This is a genomic window from Streptomyces sp. NPDC111520, assembly GCF_055635295.1.
On record NZ_JBVKBW010000012.1, the window covers coordinates 86,725 to 111,221 of the forward strand.

The following is a 24,497-nucleotide window of genomic DNA, read 5'->3' on the forward strand; positions in this document are numbered from 1 at the left end:
CGCGTGCTCTCGACCTCGAACACGGGCGGCTCCTGCCGACGCACGCTCAGGCGTGGTCTGCCGGCGAGCCGGCGAGGAGCGGGCCGACGATCCCGGGCGCTTCCACCTGGGGGAAGTGGCCTACCGCGGGATCCTCGTCCAGGACGGTGAGCGTCGCGTGAGGCACGACCTCGCGGATCCGGGGAATCACATGTGCGCCGCTGACGGGGTCGGCCGGTCCCCAGATGAAGTGCTGCTCGCCCTGGTGGCTGCGCAGTGTCCCGGTCCAGCGGGCGCTGTTCTCCCTGCGTTCCTCCATGTAGTGCAGCAGCGACGGCAGGACCCTGAGGCCTTCACGCGAGCGTGCTCCGAGCCACATGTCGTGCAGCAGACCGGCCGGAAGGGGCCGTTCGTCGATCAGGCGGTCGATTGCGGCCGTGAACTTCTCCTCGTCCACGTGGCGCGCCACCTCCGCGCTGCCCGGCCTGGAGAGGATCTGCTGCTCGGGGATCGGATGATGCGGGTCGGGCCAGATACCTCCGTTGCACCATGTCATGGACGTCACCCTGGCCGGATTCCGGGCCAGTAGTTCCTGCCCGACGGACACCTGGTAGTCGTGGGCGACCAGCGCAGTCGCCCCGCAGCCGGTGAGCCGCCAGACGGCTTCGATGAGGTCGGCCTGCTCAAGAACCGAGTACTCATGGGGATACGGCTGTCGTTCTCACCGAACCCGAGGAAATCCGCTGTCATCACACGGCACCCCGCGGCCACGAGGTAGGGGATGACGGCGGCCCAGTCGTGCGAGGACGTGGGGAACCCGTGCAGCAGCGTCACGGGACGACCGGATGCGGGACCGTCCTGTCGCACGAACACCGCATGCGGGAATCCGGGCAGGGACTGGCGACCGCCCCCGGCGATCCACTCCTCTCGGGACCGGAAGGTGTCGGTCATGCTCATTCCTGCACGTAACCTGCGGAAAGTGCTTTCCGGAGCCCCGTGAGAGGGGACGGAATCCAGGCCGTCTGAAAACGGCGCCCTTTCGTCGGTCATGGTGTGCGGCTCGCCGCGGCGCATCTCGAGGCGTCCCACGAGCCGCGAGCCGATATCCGCCGCTCCCGGAGTCCGTGTCCATGGAGCTCCGCTATGCGCTCGGGCTCTTTCCGTAGTAGGCGCTCACGGTTCTGACCAGCTTCCGCTGGATCGCCCTGAGAACTCTGATGGTGGCCTCGTCACTGATGCCTGTGGTCGTGGGCCACTCGACGCCTGAGCCGGCGAGGTCGCTGACGAAGACGATCTCCACGGCCAGAAGAGTCCGCGCCCAATCGACCGGCCTGAGCGGAACGTCGTTGCCCAGGGCGTCGCGGAGGACGCAGCACTGATCGAGCAGATCCTGAGCGTCCGCGAACCCCATACCGACGGCGAGTTGGTCGCTGCACCGCGCCGGCCCGCCCCATTCCAGGAGGGCTCGTCGCAGCAGCCGGATCTCACCTGAGGCCAAGAGTTCGCTCGGCCTCACCGCCTGCTCCGCCATCCGCCCAGCCCGTTCCCGTTCTCGTCCTCACCGCGGGACGATCACGCTACCTTTCCCCAGCCACCTCGGGGCGATGACGCTTGATGTACGAAGGGTGGGGTCCGCGGCCCTCCGGCATCGCGGACCCCACCCGGCTCGAGGTAGGGGAGAGGTCTCAGGTCACCATCGGTACCAGCGGCGGCGTCCGCCGCCTTCGGCGGCCCGGAAGACGAACCCGAGGAGCCACACCACCAGCACGATGATGGCGATCCACCACAGAGCCTTGAGGGCGAACCCGGCGCCGAACAGGATCAGCGCCAGCAGCAGGACCAGAAGCAAGGGAACCATTGTGTATACCTCCTGACCACGCGTCTGCCCCGGGGATTCCGCGACATGCGGGACCGGCGTGACCGGATCGCTCGGCGTTCAGGAGTCGTCGTCGGCGCTCCGGTCGGGGCGAGCGGGGGAGCGGCGGGCCTCCTTCAGTTCGGCTTCGTAGAGATGGTCCCGGCCCTCGGCGAGGTCGTCGACCAGGCTGCGTTCCAGGTCCGCGAAGGGCCGGTAGTACGTCCGGTCGTACGCCTCGACGATCTGGAACGTCCAATGCCCGGGGATGACGTCGCGTCCCACGATCTCCCGTTCGACGGTGTCGGCGTGTGACGCGTGACCGGCCTCCCGGAGCAGCCGTACGGTGCGGTCCAGTTCCAGGTCGGCGGTTCCCGTCAGCTGGTGGAAGGCGTACAGGTGGCCGCGGGCGCGCTCGGTGGTCTCCAGCGCCTTGGACAGCGAGCCCAGAGCCTCGACCGTCCGATCGCTCACCCCCGGGGGACGCAGGTGACCGGCGTCCGGCGGCTGCTGCTGAGGTTCTTCGCTCACCCTGTCGTCATGCCACACCGAGCTTCCGGCGTACCCTGCGTTACCCCATGTGGGCGGGCCTGCCGGGCCGGCTGCCGGGGGATGGTCGGTGACGCCACCGGGCCGTCAATCAGGGCCGGGGTGACAGCGCGGGCACGGCGTGACTTCAGGCATACGGAGCGCGATGTCCAGCTCGTGCCGGCTGATCCAGCCGCCCGCTGCGTCCGGGCAGTCGCCACGGTGGACCACAGCACGCAGGGTCCCGCCCCTGGGCACGTGTTGCAGGCGGAAGCCGGTGTCGCTGTCAGCGGAGGGCTCCGGCTGCGGTGACGCGGGGGCGACACCCTTGGCCGCCTCCTCCGTACTCTCGCGGATCTTGGCGTCGACAGCGTCGAGCTGCAGCTGCAGGTAGAGGCGGATCACCTGTAGCCGATCCAGATCCGGAGGCAGGTCGCCCACATGATCGACTTTACGGCGAGTGGGAGTGCCGGGCCAGCGGGCGGGAACGACCGAGGGCCGCAGGACAGCGCCGACAGGACACGGGCGGCCCCTCCGCGGCTCGGGCCGCGAACGCAGGTGCGACCGGGCCCGGGCCCGGGACGGGAGTGCATCCGCGTAGACCGCGACCGGCCTTCGCGGGGTTTCCCTGTGCCCTGTCGGCGGAGACGCCTACTGTGTCGGCACGTGGACGACGGACGGCCCCGCGACGTGTGTCGCGGGGCCGGCCGACTGGGTCAGGACAGGGCGTCCACGGTGGAGCGGACCTTCGTGGCGATCTCGGCCGGGAGCGGCGCGTAGCCGGCCTCGGACAGGATCGCCTGGCCCTCCTCGGAGGCGGTGTAGCCCAGGAAGGACTTGACCAGCGGGAGGGTCTCGGCCTTGTTGCCCTTGTCGCAGGCGATCTCGTAGGTCACCAGGACGATCGGGTAGGCGTTGTCGGCCTTGGTGGTGTACGCGGCGGACATGTCCAGGGACAGGTCGGCGCCGGTGCCGACGACCTTGGCCTGCGCGATGCCGGCGGAGGCGTTGTCGGCGGTGGCCTCGACGGGGGCGGAGGCGCCGGTGTCGATCTTGACCGTCTTGATGCTGTTGGCGGTCGCGTAGGAGAGCTCGAAGTAGCCGATCGAGCCGTTGACCTGCTTGACCTGGGCCGCGACACCGGCGGACTTGGCGGCGGACTGGCCGCCCTTGCCCGCCCACGCCTTGGCGTGCTCGTACGGCCACGCGTCCTTGGCGGCACCGTTGAAGTACTTGGTGAGGTTGTCCGTGGTGCCGGACTCGTCCTGACGGTGGAAGGTCTGGATCTTGCTGCTGGGGAGCTTGGCGTCCGGGTTCAGCTTCTTGATGGCCGCGTCGTCCCAGTTGGTGATCTTCGAGTCGAAGATCTTGGCCAGGGTCGGGGCGTCCAGGACCAGGTTGTCCACGCCGGAGACGTTGTAGCCGATGGCGATCGGGCCGCCGACCATCGGGATGCTGATGCCGGTGCCGGTGGCGCAGATCTTCTTGGAGGCCTCGACCTCTTCGGGCTTCAGCGGCGAGTCGGAGCCGGCGAAGCCGTCCGTGCCGTTGTTGAAGTCGATGATGCCCTCGCCCGAGGACGACGCCTTGTAGTTGATCTGGGCGCCGGAGCAGGCCTGCTGGTAGTTCTTGACCCAGGCGTCCATGGCGTTCTGCTGCGCCGAGGAGCCGGAAGCGAGGAGCTGGCCGCCCTTGTCCGCGCACTTGATGCTGCTGGACGACGTGGAGGGCGCCTTGCTGCTGTCGCCGCCGGCGTTGGTGTTGTCGTCCGAACCGCACGCAGTGAGCATGAGGGCACCGGAGACCGCGATCGCGCCGACGGCCAGGGCGCGGAGCCCGCTCTTACGCTGAAGCTGAAGCTTCACCTTTGGTGATTCCTTCCTGAAGCCCGCCGGTGGACGGCGAAGCAGAGGTATGGATTTCTGCATCCATCCGGCGGCTCCTCGCTCACCGGTAAGGCCGAAATTAGGCAGATCAGGTGAAGTGGTCGAAGGCCGATGGTAAATGCGGGGTGAACCTCGCATATCAGTGCGGTGCTGTAGCCCACACCGAGTGGCGTACGTCTCAGCGTGCCGGGGTCACATGCCCGTTGCCCGAGGCGTCGGCGGCAGCCGGACCATCCGGTCGACCTTGCGGTTGGGGGTGAAGGGGCCCTCTGTTGTCCGCCCACTGGGTTACGCGTTGGACTGGCGGTTCGCACGGTGATGCCGTCCGTGCGCGCCGACTGCGAGGGCACATGCTGTGCGTACCCCTGCCGCAGGCGGGACTTCAGCGCCTGCACGGGGGGTGAGGCTCTCACGCGACCGGGCGTCCGTAGGTGATCAGCGATGCGAAGAGTGCCCCCGGCCGGCACAACAGTGTCCACCGAGCCGGCCGAAGGCACTCTTCAGGTGAGCGAGCAACTGGGATCTTACCCGCGACTGTTGGCGTCGGGTAACAGAAGGGTCTCGGCCCGCCGACGGGCGGGTTAACAGCTCGTCGGACGGGGCTGGACACGGCGCTGTCGTTGGCGCCCACACCGAGGAGTGCAAGGACCAGGCCGACGACCGGCCCGCGGAGACGGCGTGGATCGCTGCCGGCTCCTGAGGGTCAATCGCCGCCGCGCCGTTGCTCGTTGCTGTCCTGCCGCAGCTGCTCGGCGTGCCGGGTGAGGGCCTCGACGCGTGCGGCGACCTCCGGGTGGCCCGGCTGCAGATGGTTGCGGGTGGCTTCGAGGGGGGCCATCAGGCGCGCCGCGTCGTCGTGGGCGAGGGCTTCGTCGATGTCGGCGATGGCTGAGCGGGCGCCGGGAGGGAGGTCGGTGAGCCCCGTGACATGGGCGGCCAGGCGGCGCAGGTCGGCGGCGTTGTCGCGTGCCCAGGCGGTGACGGTGCGGTCGGCGGCACGGCGGTCGCGAGTTGCCTTCACGCGCTCCTCGCCGGTGCTGCCCGCTGCTCCCGGTTGGAGCCGGAGGTAGCGACGTTCGGCAGCTTGACGACTGGCGACCCCCAGAGGGCCGGCGAGGTCGGCCCAGCTGGTACCGGCGGCTCGGGCGCGTTCGATCAGGCCCCTCTCCCAGCCGGCGAGCTGCTCGCGCACCTCTCTCAGGAGTACCAGGGAGGCGAGCGCCTCTCCCGCATCGTCGGGAGCAGGTGCCGCGCTCGTGACTGCGGCACGGGCGTCGCGCAAGGCCTGCTCGATGGCCCCGAGAGCAGTGGCCGCAGCCAGAAGCGGTACGGGCCCGTCATCGGCACTCATCTGCCCGGCCGGCTCGGCGGCATCCATGGCGGCCAATCCTCTCCGTCATCCGATTGACGACTCAAGATTTGTCATCGCTTCGACGACATGCTACAAGGGAACCAGGTGAAGCGCATTGGCAGTCTCTGCCCAAACGCTTGGAGGTGTTTCACGATGTTGATGCGCACCGACCCGTTCCGTGAGCTGGACCGGCTGACCCAGCAGCTGCTGGGGACGTCCGGCACCTGGTCGAGGCCCCAGGCGATGCCCATGGACGCCTACCGAGAGGGCGAGCACTACGTGATCGCCCTCGACATGCCCGGCGTGACGCCGGACGCGATCGACATCGACGTCGAGCGCAACATGCTCACGGTCAGGGCCGAACGCCGGCCCGTGGCCAAGGCCGACGATGTGCAGATGGAGCTGTCCGAGCGACCCCTGGGTGTCTTCTCACGGCAGCTCGTGCTCGCTGACACGCTGGACACCGAACACATCGAGGCCGACTACGACGCAGGTGTCCTCACCCTGCGCATCCCGATCGCCGAGCGGGCCAAGCCCCGCAAGATCGCGATCACGTCCACCGGCGACCGCAGGCAGATCAGGGGCTGAGCCCCGAGCCGGGCGACACACCCGGCGTGCTGGCGGCGGAGGACGGACACCGTTCCCCTCCCTCCTCGGTTCCGTCCTCCGCATCACCCAAGGGGGAACTGTGGCTATGCGACCTGAGGCGTTCCTGGCGCGTGTACAGGAACGCGGCGAATACCCCACACCGCATGAGGCGGACCGGGCAGCCCGTGTGGTGCTCGGACTGCTCGGCGCACACGTGGTCGGCCAGGAACGCGCCGAACTGGCCGCCCGGCTGCCCGAGACCTACGCACTCATCCTGCTCAACCCACTCCAGGCCGTCGAGCCGCTGGACGCGGAGCGGTTCGTGCGGGCCACCGCCGCCTGGATCGAAGGCGCGACCGAAGCGACGGCGCGCTGGGACGTCGGCGCGGTCCTCAGCGTGGCGGCAGAAGCGGCCGGACCGGACATCTTGCAACGGCTGCTCCTGCAGCTGCCGCCCGGCTACGACCTGCTGTTCGGCAACCTCGCGCCGGCCTGACCTTCGCGACCGAGGGGCGGGGAGCACCCCGCCCGCAGCACAACACAGAGAGAAAGGCACGACGATGTCCCCGCAGCGCCAAGTGGACGACTCCCACACCACGGCGACGACATTCGACGCGATGGTCGAGCACGTTCGTTACGAAGGCGCCTATCCGAACCGGGACCGGGCCGAACAGGCCGTTCGTGAGGTGCTGGCCGGCCTCGGCCGCCAGCTCGTCGGCGAAGAACGCGTCGCCCTCGCCGCCCGGCTTCCCGTCGAGGCCGCCCTCGAGTTCACCGCCCAAATTCCCTGCCGGCAACCGCTCACCGGTTTCGCCTTCGTCAGCGACCTGGCCGTCCGCACCGGCGGAACACCGGCCACCGCCCGCTGGGACGCCGGGACCGTCTTCGCGGTACTCAGGCGCTTGGCCGGGGAGGACCTGATCAGCAGGGTCCTCACACAACTGCCCAGCGGGTACGCCTTGCTCTTCGGCCGGGCCGAACTGGCGCCGACCGGCTAGAGGCGGCCATCCGTGCGAGCCGGGCGGATCCGGCCCGCCAGGTGGTGCAGGCGCCGGGCGGAAGTTCCGTGCCGTCAACGGCTGTTGCGCTTTGCCGCTGGAGGCCGCGTGTTCCTGCAGTGGCGCAACCGGAGCGACTGCACTGCCGCCTCATCCGAGATCGCCGACGCCGCGCGTGCGCCGGGCGAGGACGTCGTCCTCGATGGCGAGGTGCAATCAGCGCCCTGCTGCGCTCGAGGCACCCGGTGCTTGCGGGTTTGCTCGACCGGTCGGCCCACACGCGAAGTAGGGCGTCAGCGACTTCGCGGCATGTCTCGATGCGCTGTGGCTACAGGACCCGGACCAGGACGAGCGCGATGTCGTCGATGCCGGGACCTGTCTGCATCGCGTGATGCAGGAGTATGTCGGCCAGGTCGTCGGCGTCCTCGTCTCCCGCTTCGCTGAAGTGTTCCGCCAAGCGTGCGGTGGCGTGTTCGATGTCGATGCCGGGGGCTTCGACGAGTCCGTCGGTGTAGAGAGCCATGACGGTGCCGGGCGGCAGGGGGTTGTCGCTGCTGGGGTAGCGGGCGTCGGGTGTGATGCCCAGCGGGATGCCGACGGGCACGGAGAGGCTTTCCGTGTGGCCGTCGGGGTGGCGGACCAGGGGTGGGGGATGGCCGGCGGTGGCCAGCCTTGCCTGGTGGCGGACCAGGTCGAGGTGGCCGTACAGGCAACTGGTGAAGAGGCCGGGGTTGAGGTCGGCTACCAGACGGTTGGTCCGGGCGAGAACGGTGCCGGGTGTGGTGTGGGCGGTGGCGTGAGCGTGAACGGCAGTACGGACTTGGCCCATGAGAACGGCAGCTTGCACGTTGTGCCCTTGGACGTCTCCGATGGTGACGGCTGCGCAGTGCGGGCCGCAGCGGATGAGGTCGTAGAAGTCTCCGCCGATGTCCGTTCCGTGGCCTGCGGGCAGGTAGCGGGCGGCGACCTGAAGGCCGGGGATGTCGGGCAGGGCCTGGGGGAGCAGGCCGCTTTGCAGAGTGCGGGCGAGGTTGAGGTTGGCGTCGTACAGCCGGGCGCGGTCCAAGACCTGGGCGATCAGTCCCGCCAGTGAGGTGAGGACGGCGCGCTCGGCAGTGGAGAAGGCGCGGGGGCGGTCGTAGGACAGGGTGAGCAGGCCGATGGGGCGGCCGGAGGCGATCAAGGGGAGGAATGCCCAGGCGTCTCGCTGCTCGTAACGTGGGGCGTGGGGGTAGGCGTTCCGGAAGTCGGCGAAGCTGGAGTAGAAGCCGGGGGAGCCACTGGTCAGGGCCCGGACGGGAGGAGTCGGGTCGCTGAGGGGCCGGCCGTCGAAGCGGGCCATGAACTCGGAACTGTAGCCGCGGTGGCCGGCGATGTGCAGTCGCCCTTCTTCCGCCAGCATCAGCGCCAGGCCCTGGGCTCCGAAGGCCGGTACGAGCTGGTCGGCTACCCGGTCGACCACGTCCTTGACCCCTACCGCTTCACTGAGGGTCGCCGCCATGTGCATCAAGTGGTAGAGCGTGCTGACGCCCGGGGGCTCTGTCGACCCCCGCGGTCCCTGCGCCGCGGGGTCCGTGCCGGCGCCGTGGAGCTCCCGCGGGACAGCGCTGATGTGGACGCTGACTCCGGAAGCGCTGGGGTACAGCTGGAAGGACAGCCACGTCTCCGGTGGGCGCAAGGCGGTGAACGAAGTCGGCCGGCGGCTGATGACCGCGGCGCGGTAGCGGTCCTCGAAAGCGGGCTGGTCCAGCCACAGCAGCACTTCCCAGGGCCTCGCACCCACCAGCCGGGCGGCGCCGACGTCCAGGAGGTCGGCTGCTGCCGCGTTGAGGTAGGTCACGCGGCCGTCGAGATCGAGGGAGCAGCAGCCCATGGGCAGCCGTTCCGCGAAGTCGTGCGCCGCAAGGGCCGCGGTCCGGTCGGGGATCTGGGGCCGGGGCGGCGCCAGCGTCCGTGGTTCGCGTCCTGGCAGCACCGGAGCGCCGGTGTCGGCGGCCTCCTGCAGCAGCAACCCGGCACGATGGCAGAAGGCGTCGATCACGTCCCGCTCGCCGACGCTCAGTGTGGGCGGATGCCACACCGGCCACAGAAGTACCAGTCCGCCGCATACGCCTCCGCCGTGGGCAAGGGGGGCGGCCGCGAGCATGAAGTCGTACGGCACGACGAACCCCAGCCGGGGAAAGCGTCGAGCCATCTCCTCCTGACTGGCCACCCACACCAGGCACCGCCGGCGCGCCGCCTCCGCCAGTGGCATCGGGTCCTCAAGCGTCAGCCGTGCCCAAGGCGCCGCCATCTTCTGCGGCACGCCCGACAGAACGGCAAGTTGCAGCACCCGCTCCCGCGGCGGCATCAGGTACACCATGCCCACCGACGCTCCGCTGTCGCGCATCGCATGCCCGAACAGGCGCTCGAGCCCCCTCAAGCCCTGAGTGCCTTCGGAACGCGGCGACGGCTGCACCGCTCGTCACTCCCTTCGCGCGCACCGTTTCGGCGGCCGATTCGGCGACTCGACGTCATCACACGACTGTGACGGGCCGGCCAGCTGTCGGGACGATCGCCTCCTGGCCCCGGTGGCAGTGCACGACGCGCTCGGAAGGCCACGCTTGCCTGCTTCCGACAGGAGCCCGGCCAGCGGCGACTTCATCACCGTGTAGTCGTCGTAGTGGATCGGCATGACCAGGCGTGGACGGATGCGTGCGGCGCGTTCGGCTCCCTGGGCACCGTCCATCGTCGCCAGGAAGCCGCCCGGCAGGGTCGTCCCGCCGAGGTGCAGCAGGGCCAGGTCCACGTCGGGGTAGCGCCGCCCTATCTCCTCCAACGGGTCGACCATCAAGGTGTCTCCCGAGATGTGGAGGCGCAGGTCCGGCGGCCCCGACTTCGGGCCGAACTCGAGCAGGCTGCCATCACCGGGGGTAGCAGCCGCCCCAGCACACCGCGTCCGTGCCTGCCGGGCAGGGCGGTGACCCGTACCTGGGTCTCGCGGGTGGTCACGGTGTGGTCCTGCCACGTGCGCAGGCCCAGGGCCCGGGGGAAACCGTGCAGCACGCGCAGGTGCCTCGAGGCGTGCGGTGTGGTGAGGACCGGTAGCGACCTGCGCAGACGCCGTCGGGCCACCCGGTCCCAGTGGTCACCGTGGAGATGGGAGAGCACCACGGCATCGATGTCGGCCGGAAGGTGGTTCGGGTCCACGGCGGGTTCCGTGAGGCGGCGCGTGAACAGCCCGTAGCCGAGGTAGGCGTACTGCCCGCGGTGCAGGAAATTGGGGTCGGTGAGGACCGTCAGCCCCTGGTACGTGAGCAGGACGGTCGCGTTGCCGATGAAGTGTACGTGGAGCGATGCGTCGGAGGGCGGCTTCATGATGCCTCCTTGCGCGAGGCGGTGCCGCGCGGCGCGACGTGTCTCGATCGCCGTGCGCGCGCTTGCGTTCAGGCTTCGGCTGTGACCGGGCGGCGTAGCCGCTGAGGGCGTCCGTGATTTTCGTGGGTCACCAGATCGGCCTGCGGCCCTTACGGCCGGCGCACTCCCTCCATGGTTTCTCCGTTCGTCCCGAACCACAGCTCCCGGAGCCGTGGGAACGGGGAACGGGCCCCCGCGACGTCGCGTGGGGCCCTTCCCGGACGTCGCAGCCGCGGTCTCAGGGTGTCGGTCGGGAGGCTGCCGGGCCGATGTCGCCCTTCTTCGCCAGTTCGCCCAGGAAGTCGTGGCAGCGTGCGGCCCGTTCGGAGTCCTCGCGCATCACGCCCTGGAAGAAGTCGGCGATCTCGGTCTCCCCGGCGTTCATCGCGTCCCGGACGTACTGACCGTAGTCGTGTCCCGACTTCAGTGAGTGGTACTGGACCGAGACCAGGTCGTAGGCGACGTCCTTGAATCCTGTCTCACCTGTCGCCATGGTTTTCCTCCGTTTCGTGAGGACACCCCACGCCTGCCCGTGCGAAAACGGCACAAACAGTCCTCCCGCTCCGTCGGTCGGTCTGCCGGGGTGGAGCGGCCCGCCTCGGCACGCTCCTTCAGTGACGGCTGCGGGACGCTTCGACCGCGTCCTTGACCCGGTCCAGGAGTGCGGCGAACGGGCCCACCGTCCATTGCGCCGCAGTCGATCCGGCGACCTTCGGATGCGGATGTGTGGGCGCCATCGAGAGGACCGACTGCAGGTGGTAGCCCATGGTCCTCAACTGGTCCCGGTCACAACCCGCACGCACGACGGGGAACTCCAGCTGCTCCTCGCGTTCGGCATGCGTGATGACGGCTCGTTCGAAGTAGCCGAACTTCGTGTCGAACTCGTCGCTGTCGACATCCATCCTCTCGAGCTCGGCCAGAGTCTCACTGGCGAACTTCTCCTCGAGATTGCGTGCCTCGGCCTCGGCCTCACCGGCGGTACGTTTGGCGACCGGCCGCAGGATCATCTCCTCCGCGGTCTCGTGGACGGCGAGTGTGGCCCGCAGCTCGTCGAACCAGTGCTGCCTCTCATCGCCCCGCGTCGCCTTGACGTTCGAGAACAGATCCCTGATGTGAGCGTGCTGCTGCAACAGGATGCGTACGACATCGCCTCCCGGCAGCTCGTCGGCTTGTTCGCGTTCGGTCTTCGCGTCGCCCATGGTTTCCACCCGCCTACCCAACGTCGGTCCATCGTTCGAACCCACCCGATGGAGCACCTGACCGTGACGGGCCGCCCCAAACGAAACGCCCCGCCCGGAGCGCCCTCGGCTGCGATCAAGCTGAAGGGCAGGCGCCCTGCGACCATCGCCCGCGCCCCCGCCCTCGCCGCCGTCAGTCCGCGTACCGGCATCTGTCGGCCGGTCGTGACCACCTGCGACCTGCGGGATGTCCCTCAGGATGCCCCGGTGCTCGCGGACTCGAACGTGATCGTCTGTCGGCCCTGGTCAAGCGCTTCGCCGCTCGACCGGGGCGGATCACCGTCGTCCGGGCGAGAAGGCCGCACGGTCCGTGGGCTGCGTGGCGGACCTCGCCCGATTCCTGGAGTGGGCGCACCATGGAACTGCGGCCTCGTCGCCGTCCCTGAATCGGGTCGAGGCCGCTGTACGTCCGCCCGACTGGTCGTGTGAATCGCCCACGAGGCCCGGGCCCCAGCCGGGCGGGCCCAAGCTTCGCGTCCAGCCACTCCTTCGCTGGTTTCGGCGGTGCGCCGGGGGTAGGTGACCTCGCGAGCCGCCGCACTCCACAGCAGTGGTTCCGGGCGGCTACCGAGGAACTACCGGCCCTCGCGATCAGCCTTGTATGCCGGAGCCCTCCTCGGGCTCCGTCCGCCGAGGAGATCGTCATGGATGAACAGAGTCGTATGCACCGGCCCGGAGAAGAGGTCCCGGTCATCGGCATCTACGAGTGCACCTGCGGTCAAGGGCACCGCTTCACCAGCAGCGACGTGCTGGGCCATACCTTCCCGCCCGTCCCGCGAGATTGCTCCGGAATCGGCTGGAACCTCTTGGCACCCGCTCACGCGGAGCGGAGTCCGTAGGACCACCCAGACGCCCGCCTGGCCGTGCGGGGCGAAGTTGCGGCCGGGCGGGCCGCAGACGCGGTCCCGCCCAACACTGACCCGCCTGCCGCCGGCGGGACCGCCACACCAGGGAATGACCGTGCAGATCGACAGCACCACCGTCCGCCGCGTCGTCGCCGCCGGCCCGTCCTCGCGATCCTCGGGGCCGGCACGACCGCCGCCGCGCCGCCACAGACCGCCCCCGCCTCGCGGCAGTCCGTCATTGACCACGATTGCTGCTGGGGCTACGGGAACTGAGGTTACGGCTGGGGCTACCCTGCCCAGGGCGGCTGCGGCCACGGTGGCTACTACGGTTGCGGCTACGGATACGACAACAACGACGTGATCGTCGTCATCCGGTAAGCGCCCGTGAGACACCGTTGGCCAAGAAGCGCTCGCCCGGCGATTCTTCCGTGGTACGGGACCCGTCGGGCGGGCCCACGCACGCGGCTCCGTCTACCTGCCTTCAGGATCACCGTCCCCGGCCGCTGACTGCTCGTGGGCGAAGGCTGCGGCAGGGGGCGTACGGACGCGGTCAATGCCGCGACTCGGCCGCCGCTGCTGTACCAGTGGTGCTTCCTTCAGCGCGCGCGGCAGGAGTTTCACGAGCAGACTGAAAAGGAGGCCCCGCCCGACGTACTCCCCCCTGCGTCCCGCGGGGCCGCCCACATGGGAGGGGGCGCCGCGCACCCATGAGTCCCCCAGGGCCGGCTCTCCGGCCGTCCCGGGCAAGGTGGGGAGGGCCGCGCCACGACGTGGTTCCGTACGCGCGCCCCTCCATCGACCCGGGGCGGTTCAGTGAGGGACCTCGTCCGCCCGGCTGTGCGGCCCGCTGTCCGTCGTCAGATCCCGCAGTTGGGTGCGGACCAGTACGGCGACGGGTCGAGGGCCACGTGGGCGTGGTCGTTGTGGTCGGGGTAGCCCGGACCGAGGATTTCCGAGAAGCCGTGCACCCGCGCCTGCTTGGCGAGCGTGCAGAGGCTCGGTGAGCCGGTCAGGTCGGCGGCGTCGCCGTACAGGTGCCGGCTGGTGGAGGCGCCGCCCACGGCGCTGTTGCAGGCGTAGGAGCGGAAGCCGCTGGAGATGGTGATCGGCACGTCACCGAGGGCGTGCCGCATCGCTTCCAGTTTCCACATGGTCTTCAGGGCGTTCGCCTTGGCGGTGGCGGCCGAGACGGCACCGCCGGACCAGTCGGAGTTGCACTTGTTCAGCTCGGAGTAGGCGAAGTGGATCGGGGTGCAGTCCGCGTCCTGGAGCGCGTAGATCTTGTTGAAGGTCTGTAAGCCCGCCACGCCGTCGGCCGGCAGGCCGTATGCGGACTGGAACTTCTTGACCGCGGCGGTGGTCCGCGCTCCGTAGACGCCGTCGTACGACAGCCGTTCGCCCGAAGTCACCCAGCCGGCGACGCGGATCTGCAGCTGCGTCACATCGGCGCCGGAGGAGCCCTGGGAAAGGGTGCGGCTCCAGGTGTAGCACTCGTCGGCATGAGCGGTGCCCGAGGTGGCGCCCATTCCGACAAGGACGCCCGTCATGAGCATGACAATTCCGAGAAGCATGCGTGCTGTACGTCGGATCATTCCGACCTCCCGGCCCGTCGGATCGAATGGGGGGTGGCGCCGCCGTGGGAACAGCGGGCGCACCCAGGGTGGCGCCCGTCCGCTACGCGCGTCAACTACGCCGGGGTGACGAAAGGCTGTCATCCCTTTCCCACCAGAACAGTCGGTGGACGGCGACGGCGGCGCCCGGGCACGCCGACGTACGCCGCACTCCGTCCCTGATGCGCCGTCCCTGCGCTCCGTGCCACGTAGCGGCTTTCGGGGGCCGGTCAGGTCGTCGTAGCCCTTTGATCGATGCCGATACCCGTCGGGCAGCCCCAGTTAAGCCTGGCGGGGGCTGGTCGGCGCGCGGGACTGGCCGTGCTTGTGTGCCACTGCTTCGGTGAGGCGCCGGGTGCAGTGGCTCTGGAGGGGCGATCAGGGGTGTGGCTGGGGTTGTTGGTGATGCCCTGTGGCGGGATCCTGTTGTGGCAGTGGCGGGGCGATACGGGTATCCGCGGACGGTCCTCGTAGTCGGCCGAGCCGGGCGCTTGAACATCTGCGGGTTCGGTGGCGGGGCCTGCCGGCGGCCTGCGGCGATCGGTTTAGAGTGCATCCGGTAGTCGGCTATCTGATCTTTGGAGGGTTCGCTCGTCATGTCGGCTGAGGTCCACGAGTTCCAGGTGGAAGCCCGTCAGTTGTTGCAGCTGATGATCCATTCGATCTACTCGAACAAGGATGTGTTCCTCCGGGAGCTGATCTCCAATGCCTCCGACGCGCTGGACAAGCTGCGCCTGGAAGCTCTGCGCAACGACGCGCTCGGGGCGGACGTCTCCGATCTCCACATCGCCCTTGAGGCGGACGCTCAGGCGCGCACGCTGACGGTGCGGGACAACGGCGTCGGCATGTCGCGCGAGGAGGTCGTCGCACTCATCGGCACCATCGCCAGCTCCGGCACGGCGCGTCTGCTGCAGGAGCTGAAGGACACCAAGGACGCGGACGCGGCGGCCGGCCTGATCGGCCAGTTCGGCGTCGGGTTCTACTCCGCGTTCATGGTCGCCGACGAGGTCACCGTGGTGACCCGGCGGGCCGGTGAGAGCCACGGCACCCGCTGGACCTCGCGCGGTGAGGGCACGTACTCGGTCGAGGGGGTCGACCAGGCGCCCCAGGGCACGGCGGTGACGCTTCACCTCAAGCCCGTCGACGTAGAGAACCAGCTGCACGACTACACCGACGGCCGGCAGCTCCGGGAGATCGTCAAGCGGTACTCGGACTTCATCACCTGGCCCATCCGTATGCCCGCGCGCGCCACGACGCCGGCGGCCGGCAGCGACACGGACACCGTCGACGAGGGCGAGGGCACCGGGCAGGCTCCGGCGGCCCTGGAGACGGTGAACTCGATGAAGGCGCTGTGGGCGCGGTCGCGGGAGGAGGTGACGGACGAGGAGTACCACGAGCTGTACAAGCACCTGGCCCACGACTGGCTCGACCCGCTGGAAACCATCCGGCTGCAGGCGGAAGGCACCTTCGAGTACCAGGCCCTGCTGTTCATCCCCTCCCACGCCCCGCACGACCTGTTCACCCGCGACCACCGGCGCGGCCTGCAGCTGTACGTCAAGCGCGTCCACATCATGGACGACTGCGAAGAGCTCCTGCCCCCTTACCTGCGCTTCGTCAAGGGCGTCGTCGACTCCCAGGACCTCTCGCTGAACGTCTCCCGCGAGATCCTGCAGCAGGACCGCCGGATCCAGATGATCCACCGGCGCCTGACCAAGAAGGTCCTCACCACCATCAAGGACCTCATGACCAGTGCTCCCGACCGCTACGCCACCGTCTGGCGGGAGTTCGGCCCCGCCTTGAAGGAAGGCCTGCTGGACGACGGCGGCAACCGCGACACCCTGCTGGGCCTGTCGTCCTTCTCCTCCACGCACGACGCGGACGGGCTGACGACGCTGGCGCAGTACGTGGAGCGGATGAAGGACGGGCAGGAAGAGATCTACTACCTGACCGGCGACTCCCGGGAGGCCATCGAGAATTCCCCGCACATGGAGGCCTTCCGCGCGAAGGGGATCGAGGTGCTGCTGCTGACCGACCCCGTCGACGAGGTCTGGGTCACCACCGTGCCGGAGTTCGACGGCAAGCAGCTGCGGTCGGTGGCCAAGGGCACGGTCGACCTGGAGGACGGCGATCAGGACGCCGGGACCGGCGGCGAGCGCGAGAGCCGGCAGAAGGAGTACACGAACCTGCTGGCGTGGATGACCGAGGTGCTCGCCGCCGACGTGAAGGAGGTCCGGCTGTCCGCCCGCCTGACGGTCTCGCCGGCCTGTCTCGTCTCCGACACCCACGACATCACGCCGGCCCTGGAGAACCTGTACCGGGCCATGGGTCAGGACGTCCCGCACACCAAGCGCATCCTGGAACTCAACCCCGGTCACGCGCTCGTCGGCAGCCTCAACAAGGCCCACGCCGAACGCGGCGACGACGCCGGTACCGGCCTCGCGGGAATCGCCGAACTCCTTTACGGCATGGCTCTGATCGCCGAGGGCGGCGCCCTGAAGGACCCGGCACGTTTCGCCAAGCTCATGGCGGACCACCTCGCCGTCTGAGCCGGCCGCACCTGGTCGGTGGGCCGTGACCCGCGCGCGACGACGCGTCGCGGCCCACCGACCACGGCACACGGTGCGCTGCCACCCCAGTACGCTGGCAACACCCCCTTGCCATGCGGGCGGCTCCCTCGGCGCAGGTCCCGTTCGCAGGCGCCGCCGAGGCCCGCTGAGCCCCGTACGGTCGTCCTCGGACGCGCCCCGCTCTCGCCTGGCACGACGGGGCGGAGGGGCTGGCGCTCCGGACGTATTTGTGCAACGGTCTTACTAACCAGCCTGGTCTGGCGAGGGACCCCGCGCTACCGAACGGTCACGGCTCGTGGCCGACGGGAGGTGCGGGTGGTCTTACTCGACTGTGGGCGGCGCGGTGTCGCCCGGTTTGCGGCCGCTCCCGATCCGGCAGCTGACCGTGAGGGGCTATGAACCCGAACGGTGATGTCCCGTGCAGAAGATAGGCATACGTGTCAGCGAAGCGCCCGGCCTCACGACGATCGAGCTGACGGGCGAACTGGATCTTGAGACGTGCCCCCCGGTCGCCGAGGTCACCGACGCTTTCCAGCTGCGCGGCAGGACCCTTTGTATCGACCTCTCAGAGGTCACCTTCATGGGATCAACCTTCCTCAACCTGCTGCTCCGCCTCCGTCAGCGAGCGGAAGTGGAGGAAGGCACCCTCGAACTCACCGGTCTGCAGCACCAGGCCGAACGCGTTCTCGCGCTTACCGGCGCTCGCCCACTCTTCCGGATCCGACCTTGCGTGCCGCCGGTACCTTCCATCAGGCTCGTCGGCTCCGACGGCTGAGCCGAGCGCCTGCACCCCGTCATACGGGGCGGCGGCCCAGCGCGGTCATCCGTACCTCGGTGCGCCGTCGCAAGGTCTGGCGGATCCGCAACAACCCTCATGTCACGCTCGCGCCCCGCGGCATGAACGGCACGGTCCCCGCCGGCGCCGCCGTCACCGCGGGCACGGCCCGGCACCTGGACGTGACGGGGACCGCCTGCGTACACAACCTGATGCGGGAACGGTTCCTCATGTACCGCGCGGTGCTGCTCGACCGCATCCTACGGCGCGAACGTTCCCTGGTGGCCATCGCCGTCTCGGCGTGGACCCCTCCGCAGTGCCGCCCGCCGTGCATCCAACGGTGACGGCGTTCACCGGGAGGGGCCGTGCGTGGTGTCAGCGTGCGAATTTCGCGACGGCTGCCGGGGTGACGGGGGTGAAGAAGTTGACGAGGTTGCCGTCGGGGTCGCGGAACAGCAGTGACCGGTTGCCCCAGGGCATGGTGGTGGGCCCGGCGACGAAGTCGGTGACGAAGCCGATCAGGTTCTGGTGGACGCGGTCCACGTCGTCGACGAGGAACTCGGTGATCACGCTGTGGTTGTCCGCCGGCCGAGCCGAGCCCGGGGCGAAGAGCGGGACGGTGCGGGTGCCGGCGATGGCGAGGGTGGCACCCGCGGTCGTGAGCTCGGCGAAGTCCTCGGTGGCCCAGGTCGCCCGCACCCCGGTGGCCCGCTCGTAGAACGCGACGAGGCGAGCGACGTCGCCGGTGATGATGCGGATCGAGGCGAAGTCCATGGGAATCTCCTTGGCTGTGCTGAAGGCGTGCACGTCGCAGGCTAGGAGAAATAGAGGACAGAATCAGTCCTGTATTCGCGTTAGGCTGTGAACATGCCCCGCCCCACCGTCCGCGTGCTGACCCTCCTGGAGCTGCTGCAGTCGGGCGGCACCCGAACCGTGGCGGAGCTCGCCGACCGGCTCGGCGTCGAAGGGCGCACGGTGCGGCGGTACGTGGACCAGTTGCTCGACCTGGACGTGCCCGTGGAATCGGTTCGCGGCCGCTACGGCGGGTACCGGCTCGCCCCCGGGTACCGGATGCCTCCGCTCATGCTCAGCGACGACGAAGCGCTGGCCGTGCTGCTCGGCCTGGTCGCCGGCCGCCGGGCAGGGCTGACGACGACGGAGCGCACGGCCGGCGAGACGGCGTCGGCCAAGATCCGCCGGGTGCTGCCCCAGCACATCGCCCACCGGCTCGACACGCTCCTGGAAGCCCTCGCCTTCACGGATCAGCCCGGCGAGTTCGACACCCCGGACGCCGAGGTCCTGCTCACCCTCGCCGACGCGGTGCGCCACCGCCGGCCGGTCTCGATCCGCTACGCCGACCGCGACGGCCGGCGCAGCGAACGCACGCTGCACGCCTACGGGATCGTCGCCCACGCGGGCCGGTGGTACGTCACGGGCTGGGACGCCCGGATCGACGAGGACCGCACCCTCCGCCTCGACCGCATCGCGGACGCGCGGGCCCTGCCCGGTTCATTCGAAGCGCCGGAGGGCCCGGATCCGGCACAGCGCGTGCTGTCGGCGTTCGCCACGGCCGAGTACCGGCACCAGGTGACCCTGCGGATCCACGGCACGGTCGCGCAGATCCGCGCCCGCCTTCCCGCGAGCGTCGCGAGCCTGGAGGAGTACTCACCCGTGGCAGGCGAGGACCAGGCGGGCGAGCGCTGGCTGCGCGTCGAGCTGCGGGCGGAGCGGCTCGACTGGCTGCCCCCGGTACTCGCCTCACTCGACCGGCCGTTCGTCATCGAACGACCCGCCGAGCTGCGCGACCTCGTCACCGCGCTCGCCGATCGCCTCACGGCTTACTCCCGTCAGGTCTGACAGCGGCGAACCCATGTGTCCGCCGACTTCGCCGGCTACGCGCTCCAGGATCACGGCAGGAAGCGCGGCCTCCAGGACATCTGACGTATTTTCGCCGGCGATGTCACGAGGCCCCACAGCCACCCTCTTACCGTCATGTCAGTGCCTCGCCGTACGCACTCAATCGACTCGGTCCGCAACCCGGCACCATGTGAGTGCCGGGTCCCCGAGGCACCGGGATCGCCGTCGGTTGCCTGTAGGGGCCGGGTCGCAGCGCCGACCGTGGCCGAAGCGGCAATCGTTGCCGACGGCCCGTCAAGTGTGGTCGGTGCACGCATCGCGTGAAGTCGGCCGGCGCGAGCGGGCAGTGACCGTGTGTCCGGCCGCCGACGTCGATCGGGATGTTGACCGACCACCGTTCGGTTACTAACTTACGGACGTCGCCCCAAGTTGGTTAACGATTTTCGACTCCAAAGGGTCGCAACTCTCCGCCGGCTTGGGGGCGACCACGGCTCCGCCGCCTGACCGTCCGCCGTCCACGCGACGCGGCCAGGACGGAGACGTGCCGAGCAGCGAAACCAACTCCTCACCCACGAGGTACCCATGCGGATTCCTGTACTCGCACTCACCGCGGCGTCGGCCATGGTGGCGGCCCTCGTCCTGCCGGCCGGAGCCACGGCCGCCACGGCCACGACCTCGGGCGCCGGCGCCGGCGCCGGGACCGACGGCGGCGGCCGCCGCTTCGACCAGCCGTACACCGGGTTCGCGCCCGAAGGCACCGTGCTGCGGCCGTCATCCCCGCGAGCCGCCGGGCTCGCCCCGGAGCCGATCGCCGCCTTCGAGGAACAGGTCGCCGCGTGGACGGACCCGGCGAGCGGCGCCGGCTACCTCTTCCCCGGTGCGACCAGTCTGATGGTCCACGACGGCAGGGTCGTCGAGCGCAGCGCCACCGGCTACGCCACGCGGTACTCCGCCCCGCAGACCGAGTTGCCCGAGGACCAGTGGACGCCCGCACGGACCGACACCATCTACGACCTGGCCTCGCTGTCGAAGCTGTTCACCTCCCTGGTGGCCGTGCAGCAACTGGAGGCGGGAAGGATCCGGCTCGACAGCCCGGTCGCCGACTACCTGCCCGAGTTCGCGGTGAACGGCAAGGGCGCCATCACCGTCCGGCAGTTGCTCACCCACACCTCCGGCCTCGCGCCCGACCCCGAGCCCGCGCTGTGGCAGGGCTACCCCGACATCCCGTCACGGGTGAAGGCCATCCTGGACACCACGCCGGTGAACCCGGCGGGGACCACCTACACCTACTCCGACCTCAACATGCTCACCCTCCAGTTGGTGCTGGAGAAGGTGACCGGGCGCAGCCTGGACACCCTCGTCCGCGAGGACGTCACCGCGCCCCTGCACATGACGGACACCGGATACAACCCACCGGCCTCCAAGCTGCGGCGGATCGCCGCGACCGAGTACGAGGCCACCCCGGCACGGGGCCTGGTGCACGGTCAGGTGCACGACGAGAACGCCTGGGCCCTGGGCGGCGTCGCCGGGCACGCGGGCGTGTTCTCCACCGTCGACGACCTCGCCGTACTGGCCCAGGCCATCCTCAACGGCGGGACCTACCGCGGCCACCGGATCCTGAGCCGGCACGGTGTCTCGCTCCTGGAGGAGAACTTCAACCAGGCCTTCCCCGGCGACTCCCACGGCCTCGGCTTCGAGCTGGACCAGATCTGGTACATGAGCGGTCTGTCCGGCCCGCGCACTTTGGGCCACACCGGCTTCACGGGCACGTCCCTGGTCATCGACCCCGAGTCGCGGTCGTTCGCCATCCTGCTGACCAACCGGGTCCACGCCACGCGCACCACCCCCTCCACCAACCCCGCCCGGCGGGGCATCGCCGGGGCCCTCGCCCAGGCGATGCCGGTCAAGGCACCGGGTGGCGGCCGCTCGTGGTTCTCGGGACAGGGCGGCGGTGCCACCAGCACGCTGACCACCGGTCCGCTGGACGCCTCCGGGACGGTCGACGTCGACTTCAGGTCCTTCGTCAACACCGAGTCGACGGATCGTCTCCGCCTCGAGTCCAGCTCGGACGGCGGTGCCACCTGGCAGCCCTTGGCGCTCCACGTCACCGGTACCGGCGCGCCCGCCGACGGCGTCACCTCGTTGTCCGGACAGGCCGTACGCGCCTGGTGGCGGGTGCACGCCGAGGTCCCGAACGCGGCGTCCGGTCTCGAGCTGCGCTGGCGCTACACCACCGACTCGGTCTACGAGGGGCGTGGGGTCAACCTCAGCGGGCTGTGGATCACCGACGGCAGGCACGTCCTGGTCAACGGCGACAAGCCGGACGCCCCACTGACCTCCGCCGGCTGGCGGGAACTCCCGGCGGGCGGAGGGCACTGATCCCCGCGCCGGGGCGCCGGCTCCACGTTGACCTGCGGCAAGGCCCTCAGTAGGTTTCCCGCGTGGTGACCGAGAACACGGCCGACGACCTGAAGGACAGCGCCCTCCTGGTGCGCATCCGCTCGCTCCTGCCCGGCCTCGCCCGGGCGGAGCAGCGGGTCGCCCGGGCGGTGCTGGACGGCCCCGCCCGGACGGCCCGCCGCAGTATCTCCGAGGTGGCCGCGGCGGCGGGCACCAGCGAGACCACGGTGATCCGGTTCTGCAAGTCGATCGGCCTGGACGGCTATCCCGCACTGCGGATCGCGATGGCCGCCGAGGCCGCCCGCGCCGGGACGCGCGCCGAGAGCCACCTGGGCGACGACATCACCCCTGCCGACGACCTGGCCGGCATCGTCGGCAAGGTCGCCTTCGCCGACGCCCGCGCGGTGGAGGAGACCGGCGCACAGTTGGACGTGGCGGTCCTCGGCGGCGTGGTCGACGCGATGGCGGCCGCGGGACGCATCGACGTGTACGGAGTGGGCGCGAGCGCCTTCGTGGCCGCCGACTTCCAGCAGAAGCTCCACCGGATCGGACGCGTCGGCTTCGCCTGGAGCGACACGCAGATCATGCTGACGTCGGCGGCGGTGCTGCACCCCGGGGACATCGCCTTCGGCCTCTCCCACACCGGCGCCACCGCCGACACCGTCGAGGCGCTGCGCGTGGCCCGGCGGCACGGCGCCACCACGGTGTCCCTGACCAACTTTCCCCGCTCGCCCATCACCGAGGTCTCCGACTTCGTGCTGACCACCGCCGCTCGCGAGACCACGTTCCGCTCGGGCGCGATGGCCAGCCGCATCGCGCAGCTGACCGTCATCGACTGCCTGTTCATCGGCATCGCCCAGCGGCATCCGGAGCAGTCGGGAAAGGCCCTGGCGGCGACGTACGAGGCCGTCAGCGGGCAGCGTCTCGGCCCACGCCCGCCCGGAGGCAGACGGCCGGGCTGAAGCCGCGGCCCAGGCTGAATCCGCGGCCGAGAGGAACCGGACCGGGGTTCCGGTGCGCAGCGAACACGCGTCTAGAGGCGGCAACCCTCGGGACCCGCCGGCGACACGGGGCCTCCTCTTGCGTGAAGCGGCCCCGCCCGTCCAGAGCCGAGGGGATCAAGGCGGGGCCGCGTGCGTGGGCGGCGCCGCCCGCGAGGGCTGAACCCTCCGCTTCGGGCGCGCCACATCTCCAGGGTGCCCGCTCAGCGCCCCGCGTCGCACGCCGGCCTATGCGCCCGCTGCGGACCGGCTACATCGGCTACGGCCTGGCCATGCCCGGCCACGATCCACACGCAGCTCTACTCCGCGACTCCGCGACCGAAGAGCACGGTGCCGGCTTCTACGAGGTGTACGCCGGCGCGGCGCCCGCATCAGCCGGCCGCGCGTGTGCGGCTTGAGGACGTCACAATGCCGCATCCGGAGATCGCGCGTGGCTGGAGCGACCGCCCCCTTGCATGAGCGCAGCTACCCCTTGTGGTCCTGGTTCGTAGGCCGGGCCCGTCCGACTTCCCGCGCCGCCCCCTCCTGCGCGCGGATGTGGAGTACGTCGCCGATGAACAGGTCGTAGACCAGCACCCCGATCACGCCCCCGATGAGTGGGCCCACGATCGGTATCCAGAAGTAGCCGCTGTAGGCACCCGGTGAGCTGCCGGGTAGCGCCAGCTCTCCCCAGCCGGCGATCCAGGTGAACAGGCGCGGGCCGAAGTCCCGTGCCGGGTTGATCGCGTAGCCGGCGTTGGCGCCGTACGACATGCCGATGGCGGCCACGACGAAGCCGATCACCAGGGGCCCGAGATTCGCCTTGACGGCGGTGTTGCGCAGGTCGATGACGGCGACGATCAGCATGCCCAGGAAGGCGGTACCCACGATCTGGTCGATGAGCGGTCCCCAGACACCACCGTGGAAGTAGGGCGCCGGGAACGTGGCGAAGATCGAGAACGAGGCGACCGTGTGCCCGTTGGTCTTGGGTCCCTTGCTGGCGGCGTCGAACGCCGAGATCGCGTCGTGGTAGACGAGGTAGACCAGGGCAGCTCCGGCGAACGCGCCCGCCACCTGCGAGATCCAGTACGGCAACACCTTGTACCACGCGAACTTGCGGCGGACGGCGAACGCGAGGGTCACCGCGGGGTTGATGTGCGCCCCGCTCACGCCCCCCGCAACGTAGATGCCGAGCACCACCGCCAGCCCCCAGCCCCAGGTGATCAGCAACCAGTCGCCGGCGGCCAGGAAGATGGTCGTCGGAGTCTGCGCGCGTCCGGACCCGGGCAGTGCGGCGACGGCCGTCGCGACGACACCGCAGCCGAAGGCGATCAGAACGAAGGTCCCCAGGAATTCCGCGAGGCATTCCCCCCACAGCCCGCCGCGGCTCTTCAGCCGGGAACCCTTGATGAGAGGGGAAATATCCGTGGCCATGGTGCTGGCCCCCTTAGGTTTTCCTCCTTCTCCTCCTCTTTCCGTGGTGGCCCGACTCATGCACCCCCCGCAAGCACCGTCTGGGTGCGCGGACCGTCACCCATGCCCCGACGTCGTGCTGTCAGCTCGACGGTACGGCCGTCGGGACGCTCCACGCCCTGCACGATCTCGACTGCGGGACCTCCACCTCCTCCCTCGCGCGCACCCTCC

General features: G+C 69.9%; 25 protein-coding genes. 9 read left to right on the top strand and 16 right to left on the bottom strand.

The window, feature by feature from the left end:
- Nucleotides 1–46 precede the first annotated feature (46 nt).
- The 8 genes from ACZ7MY_RS27390 to ACZ7MY_RS27425 form a co-directional block, all read right to left on the bottom strand.
- A complete protein-coding gene (locus ACZ7MY_RS27390; protein WP_499605739.1) occupies nt 47–535 on the bottom strand; it encodes an alpha/beta fold hydrolase in 489 nt (162 codons plus the stop codon).
- A 5-nt stretch (nt 536–540) separates the two neighbouring features.
- Nucleotides 541–1,053: an alpha/beta fold hydrolase gene (locus ACZ7MY_RS27395; protein ID WP_499606023.1), complete on the bottom strand. Its 513-nt coding sequence runs from the start codon at nt 1,051–1,053 to the stop codon at nt 541–543.
- A 67-nt stretch (nt 1,054–1,120) separates the two neighbouring features.
- The gene (locus tag ACZ7MY_RS27400; protein ID WP_499605741.1) at nt 1,121–1,510 is read right to left on the bottom strand and encodes a hypothetical protein; all 390 of its coding nucleotides are present in this window, start codon (nt 1,508–1,510) and stop codon (nt 1,121–1,123) included.
- A 159-nt stretch (nt 1,511–1,669) separates the two neighbouring features.
- Nucleotides 1,670–1,837 (bottom strand): DUF5670 family protein, encoded by a 168-nt coding sequence (locus ACZ7MY_RS27405; protein ID WP_018561957.1) that lies wholly within the window; start codon nt 1,835–1,837, stop codon nt 1,670–1,672.
- Nucleotides 1,838–1,915: 78 nt separating this feature from the next.
- On the bottom strand, nt 1,916–2,365 hold the full coding sequence (locus tag ACZ7MY_RS27410; RefSeq protein WP_499605742.1) for a hypothetical protein: 450 nt from the start codon (nt 2,363–2,365) through the stop codon (nt 1,916–1,918).
- 105 nt (nt 2,366–2,470) lie between these two features.
- Nucleotides 2,471–2,803 carry a DUF6233 domain-containing protein gene (locus ACZ7MY_RS27415; RefSeq protein WP_499605744.1) on the bottom strand — a complete coding sequence of 111 codons (333 nt, stop codon included), beginning with the start codon at nt 2,801–2,803 and terminating at the stop codon, nt 2,471–2,473.
- 275 nt (nt 2,804–3,078) lie between these two features.
- Complete coding sequence (gene pstS / locus ACZ7MY_RS27420) at nt 3,079–4,227, bottom strand: phosphate ABC transporter substrate-binding protein PstS (protein ID WP_499605745.1); 1,149 nt, start codon at nt 4,225–4,227, stop codon at nt 3,079–3,081.
- A 724-nt stretch (nt 4,228–4,951) separates the two neighbouring features.
- Entirely contained in the window at nt 4,952–5,626 is a 675-nt protein-coding gene (locus ACZ7MY_RS27425) for an HSP18 transcriptional regulator (RefSeq protein ID WP_499605747.1), read from the bottom strand.
- 126 nt (nt 5,627–5,752) lie between these two features.
- Between ACZ7MY_RS27425 and ACZ7MY_RS27430 the strand changes: the two genes are divergently transcribed.
- The 3 genes from ACZ7MY_RS27430 to ACZ7MY_RS27440 all read left to right on the top strand — a co-directional run bounded on the left by ACZ7MY_RS27430 (nt 5,753) and on the right by ACZ7MY_RS27440 (nt 7,185).
- Nucleotides 5,753–6,187, top strand: a complete 435-nt coding sequence (locus tag ACZ7MY_RS27430) for an Hsp20/alpha crystallin family protein (RefSeq protein WP_499605749.1) — start codon at nt 5,753–5,755, stop codon at nt 6,185–6,187.
- 100 nt (nt 6,188–6,287) lie between these two features.
- A complete protein-coding gene (locus ACZ7MY_RS27435) occupies nt 6,288–6,683 on the top strand; it encodes a DUF2267 domain-containing protein (protein WP_499605751.1) in 396 nt (131 codons plus the stop codon).
- 64 nt (nt 6,684–6,747) lie between these two features.
- Nucleotides 6,748–7,185 (top strand): DUF2267 domain-containing protein, encoded by a 438-nt coding sequence (locus ACZ7MY_RS27440; protein ID WP_499605752.1) that lies wholly within the window; start codon nt 6,748–6,750, stop codon nt 7,183–7,185.
- A gap of 328 nt (nt 7,186–7,513) precedes the next feature.
- Here the strand turns inward: ACZ7MY_RS27440 and ACZ7MY_RS27445 are convergent, their stop codons facing one another.
- From ACZ7MY_RS27445 to ACZ7MY_RS27470, 6 genes are all read right to left on the bottom strand, one after another.
- Nucleotides 7,514–9,574 (bottom strand): SpoIIE family protein phosphatase, encoded by a 2,061-nt coding sequence (locus ACZ7MY_RS27445; protein ID WP_499605755.1) that lies wholly within the window; start codon nt 9,572–9,574, stop codon nt 7,514–7,516.
- A gap of 75 nt (nt 9,575–9,649) precedes the next feature.
- Nucleotides 9,650–10,015: an MBL fold metallo-hydrolase gene (locus ACZ7MY_RS27450; protein ID WP_499605758.1), complete on the bottom strand. Its 366-nt coding sequence runs from the start codon at nt 10,013–10,015 to the stop codon at nt 9,650–9,652.
- Nucleotides 10,015–10,542 carry an MBL fold metallo-hydrolase gene (locus ACZ7MY_RS27455; protein WP_499605761.1) on the bottom strand — a complete coding sequence of 176 codons (528 nt, stop codon included), beginning with the start codon at nt 10,540–10,542 and terminating at the stop codon, nt 10,015–10,017. The genes ACZ7MY_RS27450 and ACZ7MY_RS27455 overlap by 1 nt, the downstream gene beginning before the upstream one ends.
- A 277-nt stretch (nt 10,543–10,819) precedes the next feature.
- Complete coding sequence (locus tag ACZ7MY_RS27460) at nt 10,820–11,074, bottom strand: acyl carrier protein (protein ID WP_499605762.1); 255 nt, start codon at nt 11,072–11,074, stop codon at nt 10,820–10,822.
- Between the two features lie 118 nt (nt 11,075–11,192).
- Entirely contained in the window at nt 11,193–11,780 is a 588-nt protein-coding gene (locus ACZ7MY_RS27465) for a hemerythrin domain-containing protein (RefSeq protein ID WP_499605765.1), read from the bottom strand.
- A gap of 1,741 nt (nt 11,781–13,521) precedes the next feature.
- Entirely contained in the window at nt 13,522–14,256 is a 735-nt protein-coding gene (locus tag ACZ7MY_RS27470) for a D-Ala-D-Ala carboxypeptidase family metallohydrolase (protein ID WP_499605766.1), read from the bottom strand.
- Nucleotides 14,257–14,870: 614 nt separating this feature from the next.
- On the opposite strand from ACZ7MY_RS27470, the gene htpG reads away from it, so the two are divergent.
- The 3 genes from htpG to ACZ7MY_RS27485 all read left to right on the top strand — a co-directional run bounded on the left by htpG (nt 14,871) and on the right by ACZ7MY_RS27485 (nt 17,960).
- Complete coding sequence (gene htpG / locus ACZ7MY_RS27475; RefSeq protein WP_499605768.1) at nt 14,871–16,820, top strand: molecular chaperone HtpG; 1,950 nt, start codon at nt 14,871–14,873, stop codon at nt 16,818–16,820.
- 439 nt (nt 16,821–17,259) lie between these two features.
- Nucleotides 17,260–17,616 carry an STAS domain-containing protein gene (locus tag ACZ7MY_RS27480; protein WP_499605770.1) on the top strand — a complete coding sequence of 119 codons (357 nt, stop codon included), beginning with the start codon at nt 17,260–17,262 and terminating at the stop codon, nt 17,614–17,616.
- A 59-nt stretch (nt 17,617–17,675) separates the two neighbouring features.
- Nucleotides 17,676–17,960 (top strand): PNPOx family protein, encoded by a 285-nt coding sequence (locus tag ACZ7MY_RS27485; RefSeq protein ID WP_499605772.1) that lies wholly within the window; start codon nt 17,676–17,678, stop codon nt 17,958–17,960.
- A 31-nt stretch (nt 17,961–17,991) separates the two neighbouring features.
- Here the strand turns inward: ACZ7MY_RS27485 and ACZ7MY_RS27490 are convergent, their stop codons facing one another.
- Entirely contained in the window at nt 17,992–18,390 is a 399-nt protein-coding gene (locus tag ACZ7MY_RS27490) for a VOC family protein (protein WP_499605774.1), read from the bottom strand.
- Between the two features lie 93 nt (nt 18,391–18,483).
- Between ACZ7MY_RS27490 and ACZ7MY_RS27495 the strand changes: the two genes are divergently transcribed.
- The 3 genes from ACZ7MY_RS27495 (at nt 18,484) to ACZ7MY_RS27505 (ending at nt 22,835) form a co-directional block, all read left to right on the top strand.
- Complete coding sequence (locus ACZ7MY_RS27495) at nt 18,484–19,473, top strand: helix-turn-helix transcriptional regulator (RefSeq protein WP_499605776.1); 990 nt, start codon at nt 18,484–18,486, stop codon at nt 19,471–19,473.
- A 582-nt stretch (nt 19,474–20,055) separates the two neighbouring features.
- Nucleotides 20,056–21,852, top strand: a complete 1,797-nt coding sequence (locus tag ACZ7MY_RS27500; protein ID WP_499605778.1) for a serine hydrolase domain-containing protein — start codon at nt 20,056–20,058, stop codon at nt 21,850–21,852.
- A 62-nt stretch (nt 21,853–21,914) separates the two neighbouring features.
- Entirely contained in the window at nt 21,915–22,835 is a 921-nt protein-coding gene (locus ACZ7MY_RS27505) for a MurR/RpiR family transcriptional regulator (RefSeq protein WP_499605780.1), read from the top strand.
- A gap of 504 nt (nt 22,836–23,339) precedes the next feature.
- Here the strand turns inward: ACZ7MY_RS27505 and ACZ7MY_RS27510 are convergent.
- Nucleotides 23,340–24,287, bottom strand: coding sequence for an MIP/aquaporin family protein (locus ACZ7MY_RS27510; protein ID WP_499605782.1), 948 nt, complete (start codon nt 24,285–24,287; stop codon nt 23,340–23,342).
- Nucleotides 24,288–24,497: the final 210 nt, after the last annotated feature.